This is a genomic window from Streptomyces sp. NPDC059166 (assembly GCF_042755185.1).
Taxonomy (GTDB): Bacteria; Actinomycetota; Actinomycetes; order Streptomycetales; family Streptomycetaceae; genus Streptomyces.
In genome coordinates, this window is record NZ_JBHZCI010000015.1 from 101,959 (window position 1) to 118,280 (window position 16,322).

At 70.9% G+C, this 16,322-nt stretch carries 19 protein-coding genes; 12 read left to right on the top strand and 7 right to left on the bottom strand.

From position 1 onward, the window contains the following. The first annotated feature begins 118 nt into the window (after nt 1-118). The 4 genes from ACFXOA_RS13950 (at nt 119) to ACFXOA_RS13965 (ending at nt 4,282) form a co-directional block, all read left to right on the top strand. Nucleotides 119-1,021: a LysR substrate-binding domain-containing protein gene (locus ACFXOA_RS13950; protein ID WP_385026736.1), complete on the top strand. Its 903-nt coding sequence runs from the start codon at nt 119-121 to the stop codon at nt 1,019-1,021. A gap of 103 nt (nt 1,022-1,124) precedes the next feature. Beyond that, nucleotides 1,125-2,351, top strand: a complete 1,227-nt coding sequence (locus ACFXOA_RS13955) for an acetyl-CoA C-acetyltransferase (RefSeq protein ID WP_385026589.1) — start codon at nt 1,125-1,127, stop codon at nt 2,349-2,351. A gap of 107 nt (nt 2,352-2,458) precedes the next feature. Next, complete coding sequence (locus ACFXOA_RS13960; RefSeq protein ID WP_385026592.1) at nt 2,459-3,796, top strand: MFS transporter; 1,338 nt, start codon at nt 2,459-2,461, stop codon at nt 3,794-3,796. A gap of 27 nt (nt 3,797-3,823) precedes the next feature. Continuing rightward, nucleotides 3,824-4,282, top strand: coding sequence for a MaoC family dehydratase (locus tag ACFXOA_RS13965; protein WP_385026595.1), 459 nt, complete (start codon nt 3,824-3,826; stop codon nt 4,280-4,282). 14 nt (nt 4,283-4,296) lie between these two features. On the opposite strand, the gene ACFXOA_RS13970 is transcribed toward ACFXOA_RS13965, so the two are convergent. From ACFXOA_RS13970 to ACFXOA_RS13985, 4 genes are read right to left on the bottom strand one after another with little or no spacing between them, the layout of a single operon-like run. Then, nucleotides 4,297-5,757, bottom strand: coding sequence for a sialate:H+ symport family MFS transporter (locus ACFXOA_RS13970; RefSeq protein WP_385026598.1), 1,461 nt, complete (start codon nt 5,755-5,757; stop codon nt 4,297-4,299). Nucleotides 5,758-5,808: 51 nt separating this feature from the next. Next, nucleotides 5,809-6,489 carry an N-acetylmannosamine-6-phosphate 2-epimerase gene (locus ACFXOA_RS13975; RefSeq protein ID WP_385026601.1) on the bottom strand — a complete coding sequence of 227 codons (681 nt, stop codon included), beginning with the start codon at nt 6,487-6,489 and terminating at the stop codon, nt 5,809-5,811. Then, nucleotides 6,486-7,430 carry an ROK family protein gene (locus ACFXOA_RS13980; protein ID WP_385026604.1) on the bottom strand — a complete coding sequence of 315 codons (945 nt, stop codon included), beginning with the start codon at nt 7,428-7,430 and terminating at the stop codon, nt 6,486-6,488. Before ACFXOA_RS13980 ends, ACFXOA_RS13975 begins: the two co-directional genes overlap by 4 nt. Beyond that, entirely contained in the window at nt 7,427-8,386 is a 960-nt protein-coding gene (locus ACFXOA_RS13985; protein ID WP_385026607.1) for a dihydrodipicolinate synthase family protein, read from the bottom strand. The genes ACFXOA_RS13980 and ACFXOA_RS13985 overlap by 4 nt, the downstream gene beginning before the upstream one ends. A 153-nt stretch (nt 8,387-8,539) precedes the next feature. On the opposite strand from ACFXOA_RS13985, the gene ACFXOA_RS13990 reads away from it, so the two are divergent. Continuing rightward, a complete protein-coding gene (locus ACFXOA_RS13990) occupies nt 8,540-9,238 on the top strand; it encodes a FadR/GntR family transcriptional regulator (RefSeq protein WP_385026609.1) in 699 nt (232 codons plus the stop codon). Between the two features lie 53 nt (nt 9,239-9,291). Here the strand turns inward: ACFXOA_RS13990 and ACFXOA_RS13995 are convergent, their stop codons facing one another. Beyond that, nucleotides 9,292-10,023 carry a FadR/GntR family transcriptional regulator gene (locus ACFXOA_RS13995; protein WP_385026612.1) on the bottom strand — a complete coding sequence of 244 codons (732 nt, stop codon included), beginning with the start codon at nt 10,021-10,023 and terminating at the stop codon, nt 9,292-9,294. Nucleotides 10,024-10,213: 190 nt separating this feature from the next. Then, the gene (locus ACFXOA_RS14000; protein WP_385026615.1) at nt 10,214-11,014 is read right to left on the bottom strand and encodes a chaplin; all 801 of its coding nucleotides are present in this window, start codon (nt 11,012-11,014) and stop codon (nt 10,214-10,216) included. Nucleotides 11,015-11,281: 267 nt separating this feature from the next. Here ACFXOA_RS14000 and ACFXOA_RS14005 point away from each other — a divergent pair, with 267 nt between their 5' ends. The 6 genes from ACFXOA_RS14005 (at nt 11,282) to ACFXOA_RS14030 (ending at nt 14,232) form a co-directional block, all read left to right on the top strand. Continuing rightward, nucleotides 11,282-11,686: a rodlin gene (locus tag ACFXOA_RS14005; RefSeq protein WP_362549051.1), complete on the top strand. Its 405-nt coding sequence runs from the start codon at nt 11,282-11,284 to the stop codon at nt 11,684-11,686. Nucleotides 11,687-11,908: 222 nt separating this feature from the next. Beyond that, a complete protein-coding gene (locus tag ACFXOA_RS14010) occupies nt 11,909-12,142 on the top strand; it encodes a chaplin (protein WP_327113122.1) in 234 nt (77 codons plus the stop codon). Between the two features lie 176 nt (nt 12,143-12,318). Beyond that, nucleotides 12,319-12,621 (top strand): hypothetical protein, encoded by a 303-nt coding sequence (locus ACFXOA_RS14015; protein WP_385026619.1) that lies wholly within the window; start codon nt 12,319-12,321, stop codon nt 12,619-12,621. Between the two features lie 173 nt (nt 12,622-12,794). Further along, nucleotides 12,795-13,205, top strand: coding sequence for a rodlin (locus tag ACFXOA_RS14020; protein WP_385026622.1), 411 nt, complete (start codon nt 12,795-12,797; stop codon nt 13,203-13,205). A gap of 270 nt (nt 13,206-13,475) precedes the next feature. Next, entirely contained in the window at nt 13,476-13,709 is a 234-nt protein-coding gene (locus tag ACFXOA_RS14025) for a hypothetical protein (RefSeq protein WP_385026625.1), read from the top strand. A 115-nt stretch (nt 13,710-13,824) separates the two neighbouring features. Then, nucleotides 13,825-14,232, top strand: coding sequence for a rodlin (locus tag ACFXOA_RS14030; protein ID WP_385026628.1), 408 nt, complete (start codon nt 13,825-13,827; stop codon nt 14,230-14,232). 72 nt (nt 14,233-14,304) lie between these two features. On the opposite strand, the gene ACFXOA_RS14035 is transcribed toward ACFXOA_RS14030, so the two are convergent. After that, entirely contained in the window at nt 14,305-14,805 is a 501-nt protein-coding gene (locus ACFXOA_RS14035) for a DUF5949 family protein (RefSeq protein WP_385026631.1), read from the bottom strand. Between the two features lie 310 nt (nt 14,806-15,115). Between ACFXOA_RS14035 and rsgA the strand changes: the two genes are divergently transcribed. Then, nucleotides 15,116-16,270: a ribosome small subunit-dependent GTPase A gene (rsgA, locus tag ACFXOA_RS14040; protein ID WP_385026634.1), complete on the top strand. Its 1,155-nt coding sequence runs from the start codon at nt 15,116-15,118 to the stop codon at nt 16,268-16,270. Nucleotides 16,271-16,322: the final 52 nt, after the last annotated feature.

The window sequence follows — 16,322 nt, forward strand, 5'->3', positions numbered from 1 at the left end:
ACGGTGCTCCTCGGCGAGTGCGTGCTGGTCGTCCCTCACCGTGTCAGCGGGCATTGATTGCTGTCCAATACCAAATTAAGGTCGAATCAAGACCGATGGTTAATGAATGGACAGCCCGATGGAACTGCGTCATCTGACCGCGTTCACCGCCGTCGCCGAGGAGCTGCACTTCGGCCGCGCCGCCAGACGGCTGCAGATGGCGCAGCCGCCGCTCAGCCAGCAGATCCGGCAGCTGGAGAAGGAGCTCGGAGTCCAGCTCTTCGAGCGCAACACCCGCTCGGTCCGCCTCACCAGCGCGGGTGAGTCCTTCCTCGAACCCGTGCGGACGGTCCTCGCCGACCTCGACACCGCCGTACGCGCGGCCAAGGCGGCCGGGCGAGGGGAGTACGGACGGGTCACCATCGGCTTCGCGGGAGCCTCCAGCCACGAGACCCTGCCGCTGCTGACCCGGGCGGTCCGCGCCGCCCACCCCGGGATCGAGCTGGTGATGAAGGGGCAGACGTACGCGAACGTCGCTCTCTCCCGGGTCGCCGACGGCTCGCTCGACCTGGGGTTCGTCCGGCTCCCCGTCACCCAGCCGGGAGTCTCCTGCCGGGTGATCGACGAGGAGGAGCTGCTGTGCGCGCTGCCCTCCGACCACCCGCTCACACGGCTGGAGAGCATCCCCATCGGCATCCTCGCCGAGGAACCCTTCGTCTCCTTCCCCGCCAACGCCGGATCGACCGTGCGCGACGCGACGTTCCAGGTGTGCGAGGCAGCCGGCTTCAACCCCCGCGTGGTGCAGGAGGCCCCCGACTCGTACACGATCCTGGCCCTGGTCGCGGCCGGCGTCGGCGTCACCATCACGGTCTCCTCCGTCCGCCACATCCAGCAGAACGGGCTGGTCTACCGGCCCCTGGCCGGCCCGGCCGTCCGGCGCCAGGCCGCTCTGGCCTGGCGTACCGACAACCCCTCCGCGGCCCTGCGCGCGGTGCTCGCGGTCGCCGAGTCGGCCCTGCCGACCCCCGAACCCCTCGATTGAGACGAACGGCGTCTTGAACAAGGGGTAACTCGATATTGGACCGACTCAGTGGTCCAGTGCGAAGGTCACCCCACACCCCGAACCGGCCGAAAGGTGTTCCGCCGTGCCCGATCAGACCGACATCGTCATCTGCGAGCCGCTGCGCACGCCCATCGGGCGGTTCGGCGGCGCGTTCGCCACCCAGACCCCGGCCGCACTCGCCGCACGCGTGATCTCCGAGGTCGTCGCCCGCACCGGCGTCGACCCGGACCGGGTGGACGAGGTCATCCTCGGACACGCCTACCCCACGTCCGAGGCCCCCGCCATCGGCCGCGTCGCCGCCCTGGACGCCGGACTCCCCGACACCGTCACCGGCATCCAGACGGACCGGCGCTGCGGCTCCGGACTCCAGGCCGTCCTCGACGCCGCCATGCAGATCCGGGCGGGGTTCAGCGAGGTCGTCATCGCCGGCGGCGTCGACGTCATGAGCGCCGCCCCCTACTACACGCACGACGGGCGCTGGGGCATCAAGGGCCCCGGCCTCCAGCTCCACGACTCGCTCGCCCGGGGCCGGGTCACGGCCGGCGGCGTCCACCACCCCGTGCCCGGCGGGATGATCGAGACCGCCGAGAACCTCCGCCGCGCCTACTCCATCAGCCGCGCGGACCAGGACGCGCTCGCCCTGCGCTCACAGGCCCGCGCCGCCCGCGCCGCGCAGGAGGGCCGATACGCCGCGGAGACCGTCGCCGTCACCGTACGCGGAAGGAAGGGCGACACCGTCGTCACCGCGGACGAGCACCCCCGCCCCGACACCACGGCCGAGCAACTCGCCGCCCTGCGCCCCATCATGGTGAAGTCGGACCCCGACGCCACCGTCACCGCCGGGAACGCGAGCGGACAGAACGACGCGGCCGCCGCCTGTCTGGTCACCAGCGCCGCAACCGCCGAACGGCTCGGGCTCACCCCGCTCGTCCGTCTCGTCTCCTTCGCCCGCGCGGGTGTCCCCGCCGCGACGATGGGCCTCGGCCCCGTCCCGGCCACCCACGCGGCTCTCGGCCGGGCCGGCCTCACCCTCGCCGACCTCGACCTGATCGAGATCAACGAGGCCTTCGCCGCCCAGGTCCTCGCCTGCACCCGCGAGCTGGGCCTCGGCGAGAAGGACCACGAGCAGCGGATCAACGTCAACGGATCCGGCGTCTCGCTCGGCCATCCGGTCGGCGCCACCGGCGCCCGCATCCTCGCCACCCTCAGCCGCGAGATGCACCGCGGCCAGGCACGCTACGGACTCGAGACCATGTGCATCGGAGGCGGCCAGGGCCTCGCCGCGATCTTCGAGCGCGTCGCCGCCTGACCCCCTCCGTCCCCTTCCGTCCCCTCCTCACACCGGGCCGGGCGTCTCGGGCGACGCCCTGCCGGGTGCCCCATCCGCTTGATCAACCATGTTCACGGGAGCCACCAATGAGTGCGACCAGCGCACGCGAGCGAACGAAAGCCGCCAACCGCGCGGGATTCGGAGCCTTCATAGGCTCCACCATCGAGTGGTTCGACTTCTACATCTACGGAACCGCGGCAGCGCTCGTCTTCGACAAGGTGTTCTTCCCCGAACTCGAAGGCCCCATAGGCACCCTGGTCGCCTTCGCCACCTTCTGGGTCGGATTCCTCGCCCGCCCCCTCGGCGGGATCATCTTCGGCCACTACGGCGACCGGCTCGGCCGCAAGAAGACCCTGGTCATCACCCTGCTGATGATGGGCGTCTCGACCACCGCCATCGGGCTGCTGCCCGGGTACGCCTCCATCGGTGTCGCCGCGCCGATCCTGCTGGTCTGCATCCGCATGGTCCAGGGCATCGGCCTCGGCGGTGAGTGGGGCGGTTCCGTACTGATCGCCTCCGAACACGCCCCCAAGGGCAAGTCGGTGCTCTACGGGGCGTTCGCCCAGCAGGGCTCACCCGTCGGCAACACCCTCTCCACCCTCAGCTTCCTCGCCATCAGCCAACTCCCCGACGACGCGTTCGTCTCCTGGGGGTGGCGCGTACCCTTCCTCGCCTCCGCCGCCCTCGTCATGGTCGGCCTCCTGGTGCGGCTCAAGGTCGCCGAGTCCCCGGCGATGGCCAAGCTCATCGAGAAGAAGGAAGTCGTCAAGCTCCCGCTCACCGAGGTCCTGCGCAGCCACCCCATGCTGATCGTCCTCGGCATCGGCGCCTGCACCATCGGCCTCTCCGCGACGTACTTCAAGTCGACGTTCGCTCTGTCCTGGGCCACCTCGTCGCTCGACTTCGACCGCAGCTCGTTCCTGACGATCATCCTCGTCGCCAACATCACGCAGATCATCGTCCAGCCCTTCGGCGCGCTCATCGCCACCCGGATGAAGAGCTGGTCGCGCGCCGTCGTCGTGATGCTGGTCCCCGAAGTGGTCCTCATGCCGCTGATGTTCGTGCTCATCAGCACCGAGAACTACGGCCTGGCCATGGTCGGCGTCGCCGTCGCCACCATCCCGCACTGCCTCTACTACGCGGCTCTCGCCGGCATGCTGGCCAGCCGCTTCCCGGCCCACCTGCGCTACACGGGCATCTCGCTCTGCTACCAGCTCTGCGGCACCCTGCTCGGCGGCACGACCCCGATCATCGGCCAGTTCCTGCTGAACCGGACCGGCTCGATCACCGCCGTCATCGTCTACGCCGTCCTCCAGGTGGCACTCACCCTGGGCTGCATGCTCCTGCTGCTCAAGCGCCCCAACCACGACGAGCAGGCGGGCGAGCAGCTCACCGCACCCCGCACGGCTCCCGCCACCGTCTGACCCCGCCCGCAGAACGGAGTACCGCCCATGCCCCTCACCGCGCACGGTATCCAGGAGATCCTCGCCCTCGAAGGCCGCGACCTCGGGCGCTCGGAGTGGAAGGAGATCACCCAGGAGCTGATCGACGCCTACGCCTACGTCTCCGGGGACCACCAGTGGATCCACACCGACGTCGAACGCGCCGCGACCGGCCCGTACGGGCGCACCATCGCGCACGGCTACATGGTGCTCAGCTGGGGCATCCCGATGTTCGGCGAACTGCTCCAGGTGACGGGCGTGGGGAGGGCGCTCAACTACGGTGTCAACCGGGTGCGTCACCCGGCCCCCGTCCCCGTCGGCAGCCGGGTGCGCCTGCACGCCACCGTCACCGGGGTCTCCGAGGTCGCCCGGGGCGGCGTACAGATGACGCGGTCCTTCACCTTCGAACTGGAGGGCTCCGGGAAGCCGGCCTGTGTCGCCGAGTCGCTGACGCACTTCTACCCGTAGGCCCGCCGGGCCCGTCAGGAGACAGGCCCCGTCCTCGCCGGTTCCGTGGCCGTCGCGGACGCCGCGAGATGGTCCGCCCGCGCCTCCGGATCAGTCAGCCGGTTGAGGCGGGAGGGCACGTCGAGGCCGACCAGCAGCACCACGATGACCGTCCCGGCGAACGTCAGCACCGCGAGGGCCTGCCCCAGGTCCATCCCGGAAGCCAGGTGGGCTCCGAGGACCGGCGCGACGGCCCCGCCGAGCGCCCCCACGTTGTACGTGAAGCCGAGCGCGGCGCCCCGGCTCGCGGTCGGGAAGTGCCCGCCGATGTACCGGGGCAGCAGCCCGGAGATCCCGAAGCTGGTCGCCTGGAGCAGGAACAGGAGACAGCCGAGCAGCAGCAGGTCGTCCTTGACGGCGAACACCGGGTAGACGAAGGCCAGGGAGGCCAGCAGCGTCAGCGCGTACGCCTTCCGCGCGCCGATCCGGTCGCCCAGGAAACCCGCGGCCCAGCACCCCACCATGGTGCCGAAGCCCGCGAAGTAGAGCACGTCCGTGACCTGCCCGGTGGTGTACCCGAGCTCCGTCTTGAGATAGGTGGGGAGCAGGGACTGGATGGGCCAGGAGTAGAGGAACGCGAAGAACAGGGTCACGATCATCGAGAGGTAGAGCAGCCATCCGCGCTTCCCGCCGAGCTGGACCGCCAGCGCCACGAGGGCGATCCCGGCGACCACCGACAGCGCCGGCACCAGACCCTCGCCCCCCGGGGTGAAGACCAGGAAGAGGGCGAGCGTGGCGGCGACGGTCAGGACGGTGTTGACCACGGCGAGAGGCGGCGTCCGGAACAGCGGCCGGAAGGGATTGGGCCGGGAGCCCCGGTCCGCGACGTCCGTGGCCCATTCCTCGGCCTCCGGCAGGGCGCGCCGCATCCACAGCGCGACCGCGATAGGTATCAGCCCCAGGTAGAACATCCAGCGCCAGCCGAGGGAGGGGACCACCCAGTCGTACACCTGCGCCGCCAGTACCGAGCCGACCGAGAAGCCCGAGATGAGGAAGCCGCTGGCCCGGCTGCGAACCCTGGCGGGCCAGCTCTCCATGACGTACGTGGCGCTGGCGCTGTACTCGCCGGCCATGCCCATACCGATCGCCAGACGTGCGGCGAAGAGACTGTGGTAGTTCCAGGCGAAGCCGCAGGCGAAGGTGCCCAGCGAGTAGAGGAGGATGGACAGCACCATCGAGGCCCTGCGGCCGTACCGGTCGCCGATGGCCCCCAGAACGGCGCCGCCCAGCCAGCGCGTGATGAACGCACCGGAGACCAGACTGGCCGCCTCCACCGTGCTCAGGCCGAAGTCGTCGCTGATCTCGGTGAGGACGAGCGTGATGAGGACGAAGTCGAATCCGTCCAGGAGATAGCCGATCCAGGCGGCGAAGAACGACTTCCACTGGGTGCCGCTCACCTCGCGGTACCAGGGGAGCGAGGGTGACGTTTTCTGCACGTTGGACTCCTAGATGCGGGAGGGCGGGTGCCCTTGGGCGGTCCGGACGGTTCAGCGCGGGGGGAGACCGGCCACGAAACGGGCGGTCAGGGCGGTCGGTGCGGTGATGGCGGTCCCGACGACGACGCTGTGCGCACCCAGTGCCAGAGCCCGGGCGGCCTCCTCGGGGGTGCGGATGCGGCCCTCCGCAACCACCGGTACGCCGATGGCGGCGGCGAGGGCGGACACCAGGGCGAGGTCGGGGCCCTCCTGCTCCGGGGTGCCCGGCACATAGCCGGAGAGGGTGGTGGACACGAAGTCCGCCCCGGCCCCGGCCGCGGAGACACCCTCGGCGAGGGTCGAGACGTCCGCCATCACCAGTGACCCGGCCGCGTGGACGGCCTCCACGAGTTCGGGGAAGGCCGAACCGTCGGGGCGGGGCCGGCCGGTGGCGTCGGCGGCGACCACCGCCGCACCCGCCTCCGCGATCGCGACGGCGTGGCGGACCGTCGGGGTGATGCGGACGGCCGCGTCGCCGTCCTTCCACAGTCCGACGACCGGCAGATCCACCGCCTCGGCGATCGCGGCGACGACCTCCGGACCGTCGGCGCGGACGGCGGCCCCGCCGCCGGCGGCCGCGGACCGGGCCAGCCGCACCAGGGTCGCGGTCTCGCGCATCGGATCTCCGGGCGGCGCCTGGCAGGAGACGATCAGCCGGCCGCGGAGTGCGCGGGCCAGATTCTCAGCGGTCATCGGAGAACTCCCGGACGATGGAGGGGAAGAGTGGTGGTGAGGGAGGCGGCGCCCCGTACCGCCGCGTCATGTCCGAAGCGCGGCGGCCGCGGAACCAGCCCTCGCAACGGCGGCATCAGCTCCGCGGCGAAGGCGGCGTCGAGAGCGTCGGTGTACAGGGTGCCGATCCGCGGGACGCCGCCGCCGACGACGACCCGGTCGGGCCCGAGGGCGTTGGCGAGGCCGCCGAGCACCCTCCCGGCCGCCGCCGCCCCGGTGGTGACGGACCGTACGGCGGCGGCGTCACCTCCGGCAGCCCGGGCGGCCACGGTCTCGAGCCGTTCCACCGGCGTACCCGTGAGCCGCCCGTAGTGTGCGGTGATGCCCGGCCCGGAGGCGATGGCCTCCAGGTGGCCGACGGCCCCGCAGGTGCAGGGAAGTCCGGTGGCCTCCGCGCTGGGGAGGTGCCCGAGGTGCCCGGCGAGACCCGCCGCGCCGAGAAGCATCCGCCCGTCCACGGCGAGCGCCCCGCCCACGCCTGTGCCGACGGCCGCGTACAGCAGGGAGGCACCAGGGGCGGCCAGGGCGGCGAGCTCCGGCCCCGCTGCGGCGCGTACGTCGTTGTCGCAGGCCACGGGGAGGCCGGTGCGGGCCGCGAGCCCGGGGCCCAGAGCGGTGCCCGCCCAGCCGCTGATCGAGTCGGTGGCGCTGGTGACCGTGCCGGTTTCCGGATCGACGACCCCGGCGGCGGCGACGCCCAGTACCCCGGCAAGGCCGTCCGGGTCGACGTCGGCCGCCGCTGCGGCGAGCGCGTCGAGCACCGCCGGAGCGCCGTCCCGGGATGGCGTGGTCCGGGTACGGCGGGCGAGCACCCGGCCGTCGGCGGCGAAGAGAGCGGCCGCGATCTTGGTGCCGCCGAGGTCGAGGCCGATCACCGGCGTGCCGGCCGCCCTCACGTTCATCGGACCGGCTGGAGTCCGGCGGCGCGCAGCCGCTCGGCGACCAGCGCGACGGACTCACCGGACAGCTGGATCTGCGGGAAGACGGTGGACCCGTTCTCGATGACACCCAGCAGCCACAGAGCCTGCTTGAAGGAGCCGAGCGCGGAGGAACTGCGGCCCATGTCCGCCTCCGGGCCGACGTCGACCATGGAGAACAGCGCGACGAGGCGTTCCTGCTCCCGTGCCGCGAGCTCCCAGTCACCCGCCCGTGCCGCCTGGTACAGCCGGACGTATCCGGCCGGGTCCACATTGCCGATGCCGGGCACCACACCGTCGGCCCCGGCCAGCAGGGCGGCGTCCACGGTGAGTTCGGAACCGGTCAGCACGCTGAAGTCCGCTGCGGGACCGCTCGACCGGCCCTCGCGTCCACCGAGCTCCACGAGCAGCCGGCGCAGACCGCCCTCGTCGCCGCTGCTGTCCTTGAGGCCGGCGAGGGTGCCGTCCTCGGCGAGTTCGCGCACCAGCCCGGCGGGAAGCTTGGAGTGCACGGCCACCGGGATGTCGTACGCGAACAGCGGGAGACCGACGGCGGCACGGAGCTCGCGGAAGTGGCCGGCGATCTCCTTGGGGTGGGTGCGGGTGTAGAAGGGCGCGGTGGCCACGAGGGCGTCCGCGCCGAGATCCGCGGCGGTCCGGGCGTGTTCGAGCACCCGGGAGGTCGTGGTGTCGATGACTCCGGCGAGCACCGGCACCCGCCCGGCGGCAGCCGTGACCACGGTCTCCAGGGCGACGGCGCGCTGGGCGTCCGTCAGATAGGCGACCTCGCTGGTCGAGCCGAGCGCGAACAGCCCGTGCACGCCGCCGTCGACGAGATGGCCGACGAGCCGGGAGAGGGAACCGGTGTCCACCTCGCCGTGCGCGTCGAGTGGGGTGCAGACGGGCGGAACGACGCCGTGCAGGGGTGCGGTCAGGGGCATTTCGAGGGCTCCAGGGAATCGGTGCGCGCCTCCGCGGGCCCACAGGGCAAACGGTGGCGTGAGATCAGACGTAAGATGTCCTATGTCTGGGCTCACCATAAACAGAAGTCCCGGCGCACGGTCAAGAGGTAGATCCATCCCAGGAGGACAGTTGTGGCCCGCCCCACCATGGCTCAGGACATCGAGCGCCGGATCAAGGAGCTGATCCTCGAGAGGCGGCTCGGCCCCGGGGACCCCTTGCCCACCGAGAGCGAACTGACGGAACTGTTCGATGCCGGCCGGGTCTCCGTACGCGAGGCCCTGAAGTCGCTCCAGGCCGTCAACGTGGTGGAGATCAGGCGCGGGTCAGGCACTTTCGTCGGATCCCTGTCGCTCTCGCCGTTCGCGGAAGGTCTCGCCTTCCGCGCGGCCGTCCGCCACCGGCGCGGCGAGCCGGGTCTGCTGGAACTCATGAGGGTGCGGGAAGCGCTCGAGGCCGGCCTCGTCGGCGCCGTCACCGCAGGCGTGCCGGCCCAGGACCTGACGACGCTCCGTGGACTCGTTCGCACGATGGAGTCCGAGGCGCGGACCGGCAGAGTTGCCCGCTCCACCGACCGCGCCTTCCACCTGGCGCTCTACGCCTCACTCGACAACCATCTGCTCAGCGAGGTGCTGGACGCCTTCTGGGCGGCCATGGACAGGGTGCGTGAGGATCTCGACGACGGTCACCAGGACCCGCACACCACCTGTTCCCAGCACCTGGAGATCGTCGAGGCGGTGGCCGCGGGTGACGGGGAGCGAGCGGTACGCGCCATGCGCACGCACTTCGACGGCATCCGGGCGAGGCTCGACGCGGGGGACCGCAGCTCCTGACGGCAGTGAACCCGGTTCCGGTCCTGGTGAGGACGCGGCCGGTCAGGCCGGACTCAGGCGGTGCGGGCCTCCGAGATGCGGCGGCGGACGGGGGCGTAGTGCTCCCCCAGAGCCTTGACGAAACCCTCGACGTCACCGGCCCGTGCGGCGTCCACGATGGCCTGGTGGGCGGCGAGGGTGGCCGTCTCGTCGGCGTGGGTGAACCCGTCGAGGTGCGGGGCGACGATCGCGTACACGTCCCAGAAGGCCATGGACAGCTGCCCGATCAGGTCGTTGCCGAGCGGAGCGACCAGGAGCGCGTGGAATGCCCGGTCCGCGGTCACGAAGCCCTCGCCCGTGTGCGCGTCCGTCCCGCGCATCTCGTCCACGAGGACGTCCAGCTCGTCCAGATCCGCGGGCCGGAGGAGAGAGATGATCCGGTCGGCCATCCCGCGCTCGAAGAGTTCGCGTACGTCCACGAGGTCGGCCAGCACCCGGAAGTCGTCGCCGGGGGACAGCAGTCCGCGGAAGGCCAGGCTCTCCACCAGTGCCGAGAGGCTCAACCGGCCGACGTAGGTGCCGTATCCGTGGCGTACCTCGACGATGTCCAGCGCGTCCAGGATCTTGACGGCCTCGCGCACGCTGGAACGGCTCGCGCCGAGCGCCTCGCAGAGTGCGGGCTCGGTGGGCAGGGGATCGCCGGGACGCAGTCGCTCCTCCAGGATGAGGCGCTTGATGCCCTCGGCGACCTCCTGCCGGAGCAGCGTCCGGCCGGGCTTCCCGCCCGGCGTGGGTGAACTCCCCACCTGTCGACCCCTCTCGCGTTCCGGTCGTGGAGCAGGGGGACACGTTACCAAGGCATCAGATATCAGACGTCAGATCTGGGTCCGGGCAGAGAAGGCAGCCGAACCGGTGTGGACCGCCGCCGGGATCGGACCGAGGGGCCTGCCGGGCGGGAGAACCCGCCGGCAGGCCCCTCGGGGGGCGTGGAGCCGGTCAGACGCGCGAGGCGCGGGTACGGCGCATGAGCACCGCGCCACCCAGGAGCGCCACGGCACTCGCGCCGGCGGCCAGGCCGATGTTCCCGGCGCCGGTCTGGGCGAGCTGGGTGTCCGGGGTGTTCGGGGTGTTCGGCCCGGGGTTGCCGGCCGGAGGCTCCTCCACCGGGGGCTTCGAGGTCGGCGGGGTGACCGTCGGGGGCTCCTCCGTGGGGGGCTCCTCGGTGGGGGGCTCGTCGACCGGGGGCTCCTCGGTGGGCGGCTCGTCGACGGGCGGCTTCACCGGCGGGTGGTGGCGGTGCGGGCCGCTGTCGTTGAGGCAGGAGTTGCCGAACGCGGGGTTCAGCGCGCCCACGACGTCCACGGAATTGCCGCAGGCGTTCACCGGGACCTCCACCGGCGCCTGGATGAGGTTGCCCGAGAGTACGCCGGGCGAGCCGACGGCCTTGCCGTCGGCGCTTGCACCCGAACCCCCGTGGCCGTGTCCCGCACCATGACCGCTGCCGTGACCACCACCATGGCCACCCCCGTGCGCGCCCCCGCCCCCGTGCCCGGAGCTGACGTTGGCGCACTTGTTGCCGAAGGCCGGGTTCAGCAGTCCGATCACATTGACGGTGTTGCCGCAGAGGTTGACCGGGACGTGCACCGGCACCTGGACGGCGTTCCCCGAGCCGACACCGGGCGAATTGGCGGCGACACCGTCGGCGGCGGCGTCGGCGTGCGCGTAACCGCCGGCGGCGGTCAGGATGCCGGACGCCGCCGCCATGACGATCATGCTTTTGTTCAGAACCTGTCGCATTACATGCCCTTCTCCGGGGAAATTCGCGTAGGCGGTGACCCTGATGGCAGTCATTCCATCGACGCGGACGACTCCATAACGACCCGGTGGTTACGGGGGAAACTTGGAGACTCGTGGAAATTCTGTAATCACCCGAAAGGGGCACGCACGTATGTTCGGAATTTCGATGCGAGGCGGGCATTCGGGTGAACGGGGGGAACCTAACTGCGGGCGGTGAGTTGATCAGGTCGCTCCGCTGCGGGGCACTCGGTACGAGAAGGGCTAATCGTGATCAAGAAGGTTCTGGCTACGGGAGCCGTCGCCGCCTCCGTCCTCGGTCTCACGGCGACCAGCGCCATGGCGATCGGCGACGACACGGGCACGACGACGTGGAACGGCAACGGTGCCGAGGCGGAGTACGGCAACAGCGCGACCCGGGGCGACCAGAGCCCGCAGCTCAGCCTCGTCCAGGGTTCGCTGAACAAGCCCTGTGTGGCCCTGCCGGTCAAGGCCAACGCCGGAGCGCTCGTCGGACTCCTCGCCGCGGTCGCGGTCCAGGACGTCAACGTCCTGTCGAACCCGCAGAACCAGCAGTGCGCGGACAACTCCACGCAGGCCAAGGGCGACGAGCCGCTGTCGCACATCCTGTCGGACATCCCGGTCCTCTCCGGCAACGGTGCCGGCAACAGCTGACCCGGGCCCCAGGACCGGTCCGGGCCGCCGACACTCCTCCATCGCGTGGCCCGGGCCTGCAGCATTCGGGCGGATTCGAGAGAAACTTCTTCCATAGCGTTTCGTCGCCGCCCGTCGATCGTTACGGATAACAGCTCCGGAGTTACGAACGCATTCAACAGAGCGTTCGTGCGGGCACGAAAGACGTGACCGCTCATGACTCCGCTGCAGAAAGGGACGAAAGTGAAGTACACCAAGGTTGCCGCCGTCGCCGCCGGAACCCTCATGGCGCTGGGTGCCGCCGCTCCGGCCATGGCCGACTCCGGTGCCGAGGCCGCCGCTGTCGGTTCCCCGGGTGTCCTGTCCGGCAACATCGTTCAGGTTCCGATCCACATCCCGGTCAACGTCTGCGGCAACACCGTGAACGTCGTCGGTCTGCTGAACCCGGCGTTCGGCAACGTCTGCATCAACGACTGAGGTCGTTTCCGGGCGAACTGACCGCCCGTCACGAGAGGGCCCTGGGGCGCGTCGCGCGCACCGGGGCCTTTTCGTCGTCTCGGGACCCGGTACCGCGCGTAGTTTCCCGAAGGGCTCCTGCTCGTTGTCCCGGTCATGGACGGCGGCGTACGCCGCCGGGGAAAGGACCAGGGAAAGTGAAGTACGCCAAGACCGCCGCGCTGGTCGCGGGTTCCGTCGCCGCCGTCGGGGCATCGGCTCCGGCCTTCGCCGCGACCGTCCCCACAGCGCCCAGGATGAGCCTGACCACCGGCGTCGACGAGCTGACCGCGACGGTTCCCCGGATCCCGGACCGGGCGGTGAACCCCCTGGTCGACGCGGCCGGGGAGACGGCCCGAACCCTGCGGGAGGACGGGCTGGTCAGCCGGTCCGCGCAGACGGCGAGCGGGGTCGCCGACTCCGCCGGCTCCCTCCTGGGAGGGCTCCCCCTGGGGGGTTGATCCTCCGGGAGCGGATTCCCCAGGGGGTGATTCCGCCGGGTCGCTCCGGGCGACCGTGAGGATGCGGGCGACACGCATCGTTCGAGTGAAACGGCGCAACCGGTGATCACTGTCCGCAGTTGTGCAGAACGCTCCGGACAGGCGGGCAACAGAAAAACCAGAAGGGCACGTTCATGATGAAGAAGATCCTGGCGTCGGCGGCCATGGCCGCATCCGTCGCCGGTGTTTCCGCCGCCGCGGCCCCCTCGGCCATGGCGATCGGCAACGACCACGGCACCACCACGAGCAACGGCAACGGCGCCGAGCAGTACTACGGCAACAGCAGCACCTACGGCAACATGAGCCCGCAGATCGGCCTCATCCAGGGCTCGTTCAACAAGCCCTGCATCGCTCTGCCGGCCAAGGCCAACGTCGGCTCACTCCTCGGACTCGTCCCGATCTCGGTCCAGGACATCAACGTCCTGTCCTCCCCGCAGAACCAGCAGTGCACCGAGAACTCGACCCAGGCCAAGGGCGACGAGGCACTCTCGCACATCCTGGACGATATCCCGGTGCTCTCCGGCAACGGTGCGGGCAACAACTGACACCGAGCCGCTCCGGCTTCCCGTCTCTGTCCGCTCAGGTCAGGGTGCACCGTTTCCCGCCTTGTCGTAACCGGTGAACGCCTGTGGGGCCGTGCCGTCCGGACCATGACCGACCAGCGGTCGGGCATCCGGCGGAGCGGCCCCACGGGTCTGTCCGCCGGTCGGTCCGTGAGCCGGCGTCCATCCGTCAGGTAGCCCGATAGTGCGGGAATTGGGCCGGATGCCGCAGTTCCGGCCGACGCGGCGGGCCCGTCCGGGTAGGTGCGCCCCATGGACCCGTACGACAGTCATCACGCGTCCGGCCGCGACGGAACGCCGGAGAGCCTGACGCCCATCTACGACCGGCTGCTCGCGGAATGGGGCCGGGCCTCCGCGGACCCGGGGGTACGAAGGCCGGGCCGCGCCGGGACCCCGCCGCCCCCGCCCGGCGACTCCTCGCCGGGCGGGCGAAGCGTCTTCGTGCCGGCCGCCCGTACTCCGGACAGCCGGGAGCGGGACAGGTAGTCCCGCGTCGCCCGGGAGCGTGATCAAACTCGTTCGAGTGGTGCAGCGGAACCGATCGCTCCGCTTGGGGTTATCAGTACGTTCCACAACGGGACGCTCCGAAAGGTGAAGCGTGATGAAGAAGATGATGGCCGGCGCCGCGGTAGCCGTATCCCTGATCGGCCTGTCCGCCGCCGCGGCCCCCTCGGCCATGGCGATCGGCGACGACCACGGCACGACCACGAGCAACGGCAACGGTGCCGAGGCGGAGTACGGCAACAGCGCGACCCGGGGCGACCAGAGCCCGCAGCTCAGCCTCGTCCAGGGTTCGCTGAACAAGCCCTGTGTGGCCCTGCCGGTCAAGGCCAACGTGGGCTCGCTGATCGGTCTCATCCCGATCGCCGTGCAGGACGTCAACGTCCTGTCGAACCCGCAGAACCAGCAGTGCGCGGACAACTCCACGCAGGCCAAGGGCGACGAGCCGCTGTCGCACATCCTGAACGACATCCCGGTGATCTCCGGCAACGGCGTCGGCAACAACTGACCCCACGCCACGTCCTTCGAGCCCACCACCCCACGGGGTGGTGGGCCTCGTCGTGCGCCCGGACTCCTGCCGTCAGCCGAGGCTGCGTACCGGCAGGAGGCAGTGGGCGGAGGACGCGATGACCTCCGGATCGCCCGCGAACGAGCTCAGCAGCTCCTCCGTGACCTGCCGGCCGGGGACGGCGGCGGGCCACGGGCGGGTGGCGAACATCCCGTGCACCGTGCCCTCCGATCCGGCCGCTGCCAGCCACTCGGGCGGGACGGCGTACTGGGCCTTGAAGTGCGGGAGTGTCAGCACGGCCTGTCCGGCCTGGACGACGAGCTTCACCGGCAGGTTCGGCAACGCGGTGGCGTCCAGGGTCTCTCCCCCCACCCGGAGCCCGCTGCGCTGCAGCGCTGTGCGCATGGCCACGGCTCCGGCCTCGGGCCCGTCCGGGCCGTCGCCCAGGGAGTAGGTGAGGAGGAACGCCCTGTCAGGTTCCCCCGGCCGACCGGACCCGCTCCAGCCGATCAGGACCTGTGTGCCCAACTGGGCTTGTGAGTAAGGGGAGGTGACGGTGTTCGGTGATGTCATGTGCGGCACCCTAACCGCCCGAGACCCGTCCTTACGCACGCGTATCACCTGATCGGGGAAGAACTCGGCGTAACGGCCCCGAGCGGCACCGGCCGACGTCCGCTCCCGAAAACCCTTTGAAGTGCGGGCGGGCACCGGACTACTGTGTGCGAAGTTCGAGGAACCAGGAGGTGAGGACATTGATGACTGTCGTTGCGATGGGCGCTGCCCACAACCCGAAGTGCATCTCTCCCACCCCTGCGGCCACCGGCTGAACCTTCTCCTCGCGCCCGACGCGCGTGGCCGGGACCGCCCTTGTGAAGGGTTCCCCTTGTCTTTCCACGATTTCCAGGCCTCCGTCCCGTCGCACCCTCTCGCTCCGTACGGCTGGGACGACGCATGGGCCGACGCCTTCACCCCGTACGCCGAGCAGGGCCTCCTGCCGGGACGCGTGGTGCGGGTCGACCGCGGACAGTGCGACGTGGTCACTCCCGGCGGCACACTCAGGGCCGACACCGCGTTCGTGGTGCCCCGCGACCCGATGCGGATCGTCTGCACCGGTGACTGGGTGGCCGTCGACCCGGACGGCGACCCCAGGTTCGTCCGCACCCTGCTTCCCCGGCGCACCGCCTTCGTCCGCTCGACGTCCTCGCAGCGCTCCGAAGGACAGGTGCTCGCCACCAACATCGACCACATCGTCATCTGCGTGTCGCTCGCCGTCGAACTCGACCTCGGCCGGCTGGAACGCTTCCTCGCGCTGGCCATGTCCAGTACCGAGGGCGCGGCCCTGCTGGGACCTGGGCAGGGCGCCGGCCGGTACGAGGCCCAGCCGGTCGTGCTCCTGACCAAGGCGGACCTGGTGCCGGACACCGTCACCCTGTCCCACCTCGTCCAGGACGTCGAGCGCGTCGCCCCCGGGGTGCAGGTACTCCCCGTCAGTTCCAGCACCGGAGGGGGCGTCGACGTGTTCCGCGCGATCGTGTCGGGCGGGACCAGCGTGCTGCTCGGGATCTCGGGCGCCGGCAAGTCGACGCTCGCCAACACCCTGCTCGGTACCGACGTGATGGAGGTGCGGGCGGCTCGCGACGTCGACGGCAAGGGCCGTCACACCACGACCACCCGCAACCTGCTCGTGCTGCCCGGCGGAGGTGTTCTGATCGACACGCCGGGACTCCGGGGCGTCGGCCTCTGGGACGCCGGGACCGGGGTCGGCCAGGTCTTCTCGGAGATCGAGGAGCTGGCGCGGGAGTGCCGCTTCCACGACTGCGCCCACCAGGCGGAGCCGGGTTGCGCGGTGCTCGGCGCCATCGAGGACGGCTCCCTGGCCGAACGGAGGCTCGACAGTTACCGCAAACTCCTGAGGGAGAACCAGCGCATCGCGGCCAAGACCGACGCCCGGCTGCGCAGCGAGACGCTGCGCGAATGGAAGCGCAGGGGGGCGGAGGGCCGCCAGGCCATGGCGATGAAGCGCGGAGGGGCACGGTAGCCACCGGGCCGCGTCCGGACTCCCGTGCCGCGGGCACGCCCGCGGGAGTCCG

What these genes read in the sequence shown, in the direction of transcription:
- ACFXOA_RS13950 (WP_385026736.1), top strand. Translation starts at nt 119, where the DNA reads ATGGAACTGCGTCATCTGACCGCGTTCACCGCCGTCGCCGAGGAGCTG.
- ACFXOA_RS13960 (WP_385026592.1), top strand. Translation starts at nt 2,459, where the DNA reads ATGAGTGCGACCAGCGCACGCGAGCGAACGAAAGCCGCCAACCGCGCG.
- ACFXOA_RS13965 (WP_385026595.1), top strand. Translation starts at nt 3,824, where the DNA reads ATGCCCCTCACCGCGCACGGTATCCAGGAGATCCTCGCCCTCGAAGGC.
- ACFXOA_RS13975 (WP_385026601.1), bottom strand. Translation starts at nt 6,489, where the DNA reads ATGACCGCTGAGAATCTGGCCCGCGCACTCCGCGGCCGGCTGATCGTC.
- ACFXOA_RS13980 (WP_385026604.1), bottom strand. Translation starts at nt 7,430, where the DNA reads ATGAACGTGAGGGCGGCCGGCACGCCGGTGATCGGCCTCGACCTCGGC.
- ACFXOA_RS13985 (WP_385026607.1), bottom strand. Translation starts at nt 8,386, where the DNA reads ATGCCCCTGACCGCACCCCTGCACGGCGTCGTTCCGCCCGTCTGCACC.
- ACFXOA_RS14000 (WP_385026615.1), bottom strand. Translation starts at nt 11,014, where the DNA reads ATGCGACAGGTTCTGAACAAAAGCATGATCGTCATGGCGGCGGCGTCC.
- ACFXOA_RS14020 (WP_385026622.1), top strand. Translation starts at nt 12,795, where the DNA reads ATGATGAAGAAGATCCTGGCGTCGGCGGCCATGGCCGCATCCGTCGCC.
- ACFXOA_RS14025 (WP_385026625.1), top strand. Translation starts at nt 13,476, where the DNA reads ATGGACCCGTACGACAGTCATCACGCGTCCGGCCGCGACGGAACGCCG.
- ACFXOA_RS14030 (WP_385026628.1), top strand. Translation starts at nt 13,825, where the DNA reads ATGAAGAAGATGATGGCCGGCGCCGCGGTAGCCGTATCCCTGATCGGC.
- ACFXOA_RS14035 (WP_385026631.1), bottom strand. Translation starts at nt 14,805, where the DNA reads ATGACATCACCGAACACCGTCACCTCCCCTTACTCACAAGCCCAGTTG.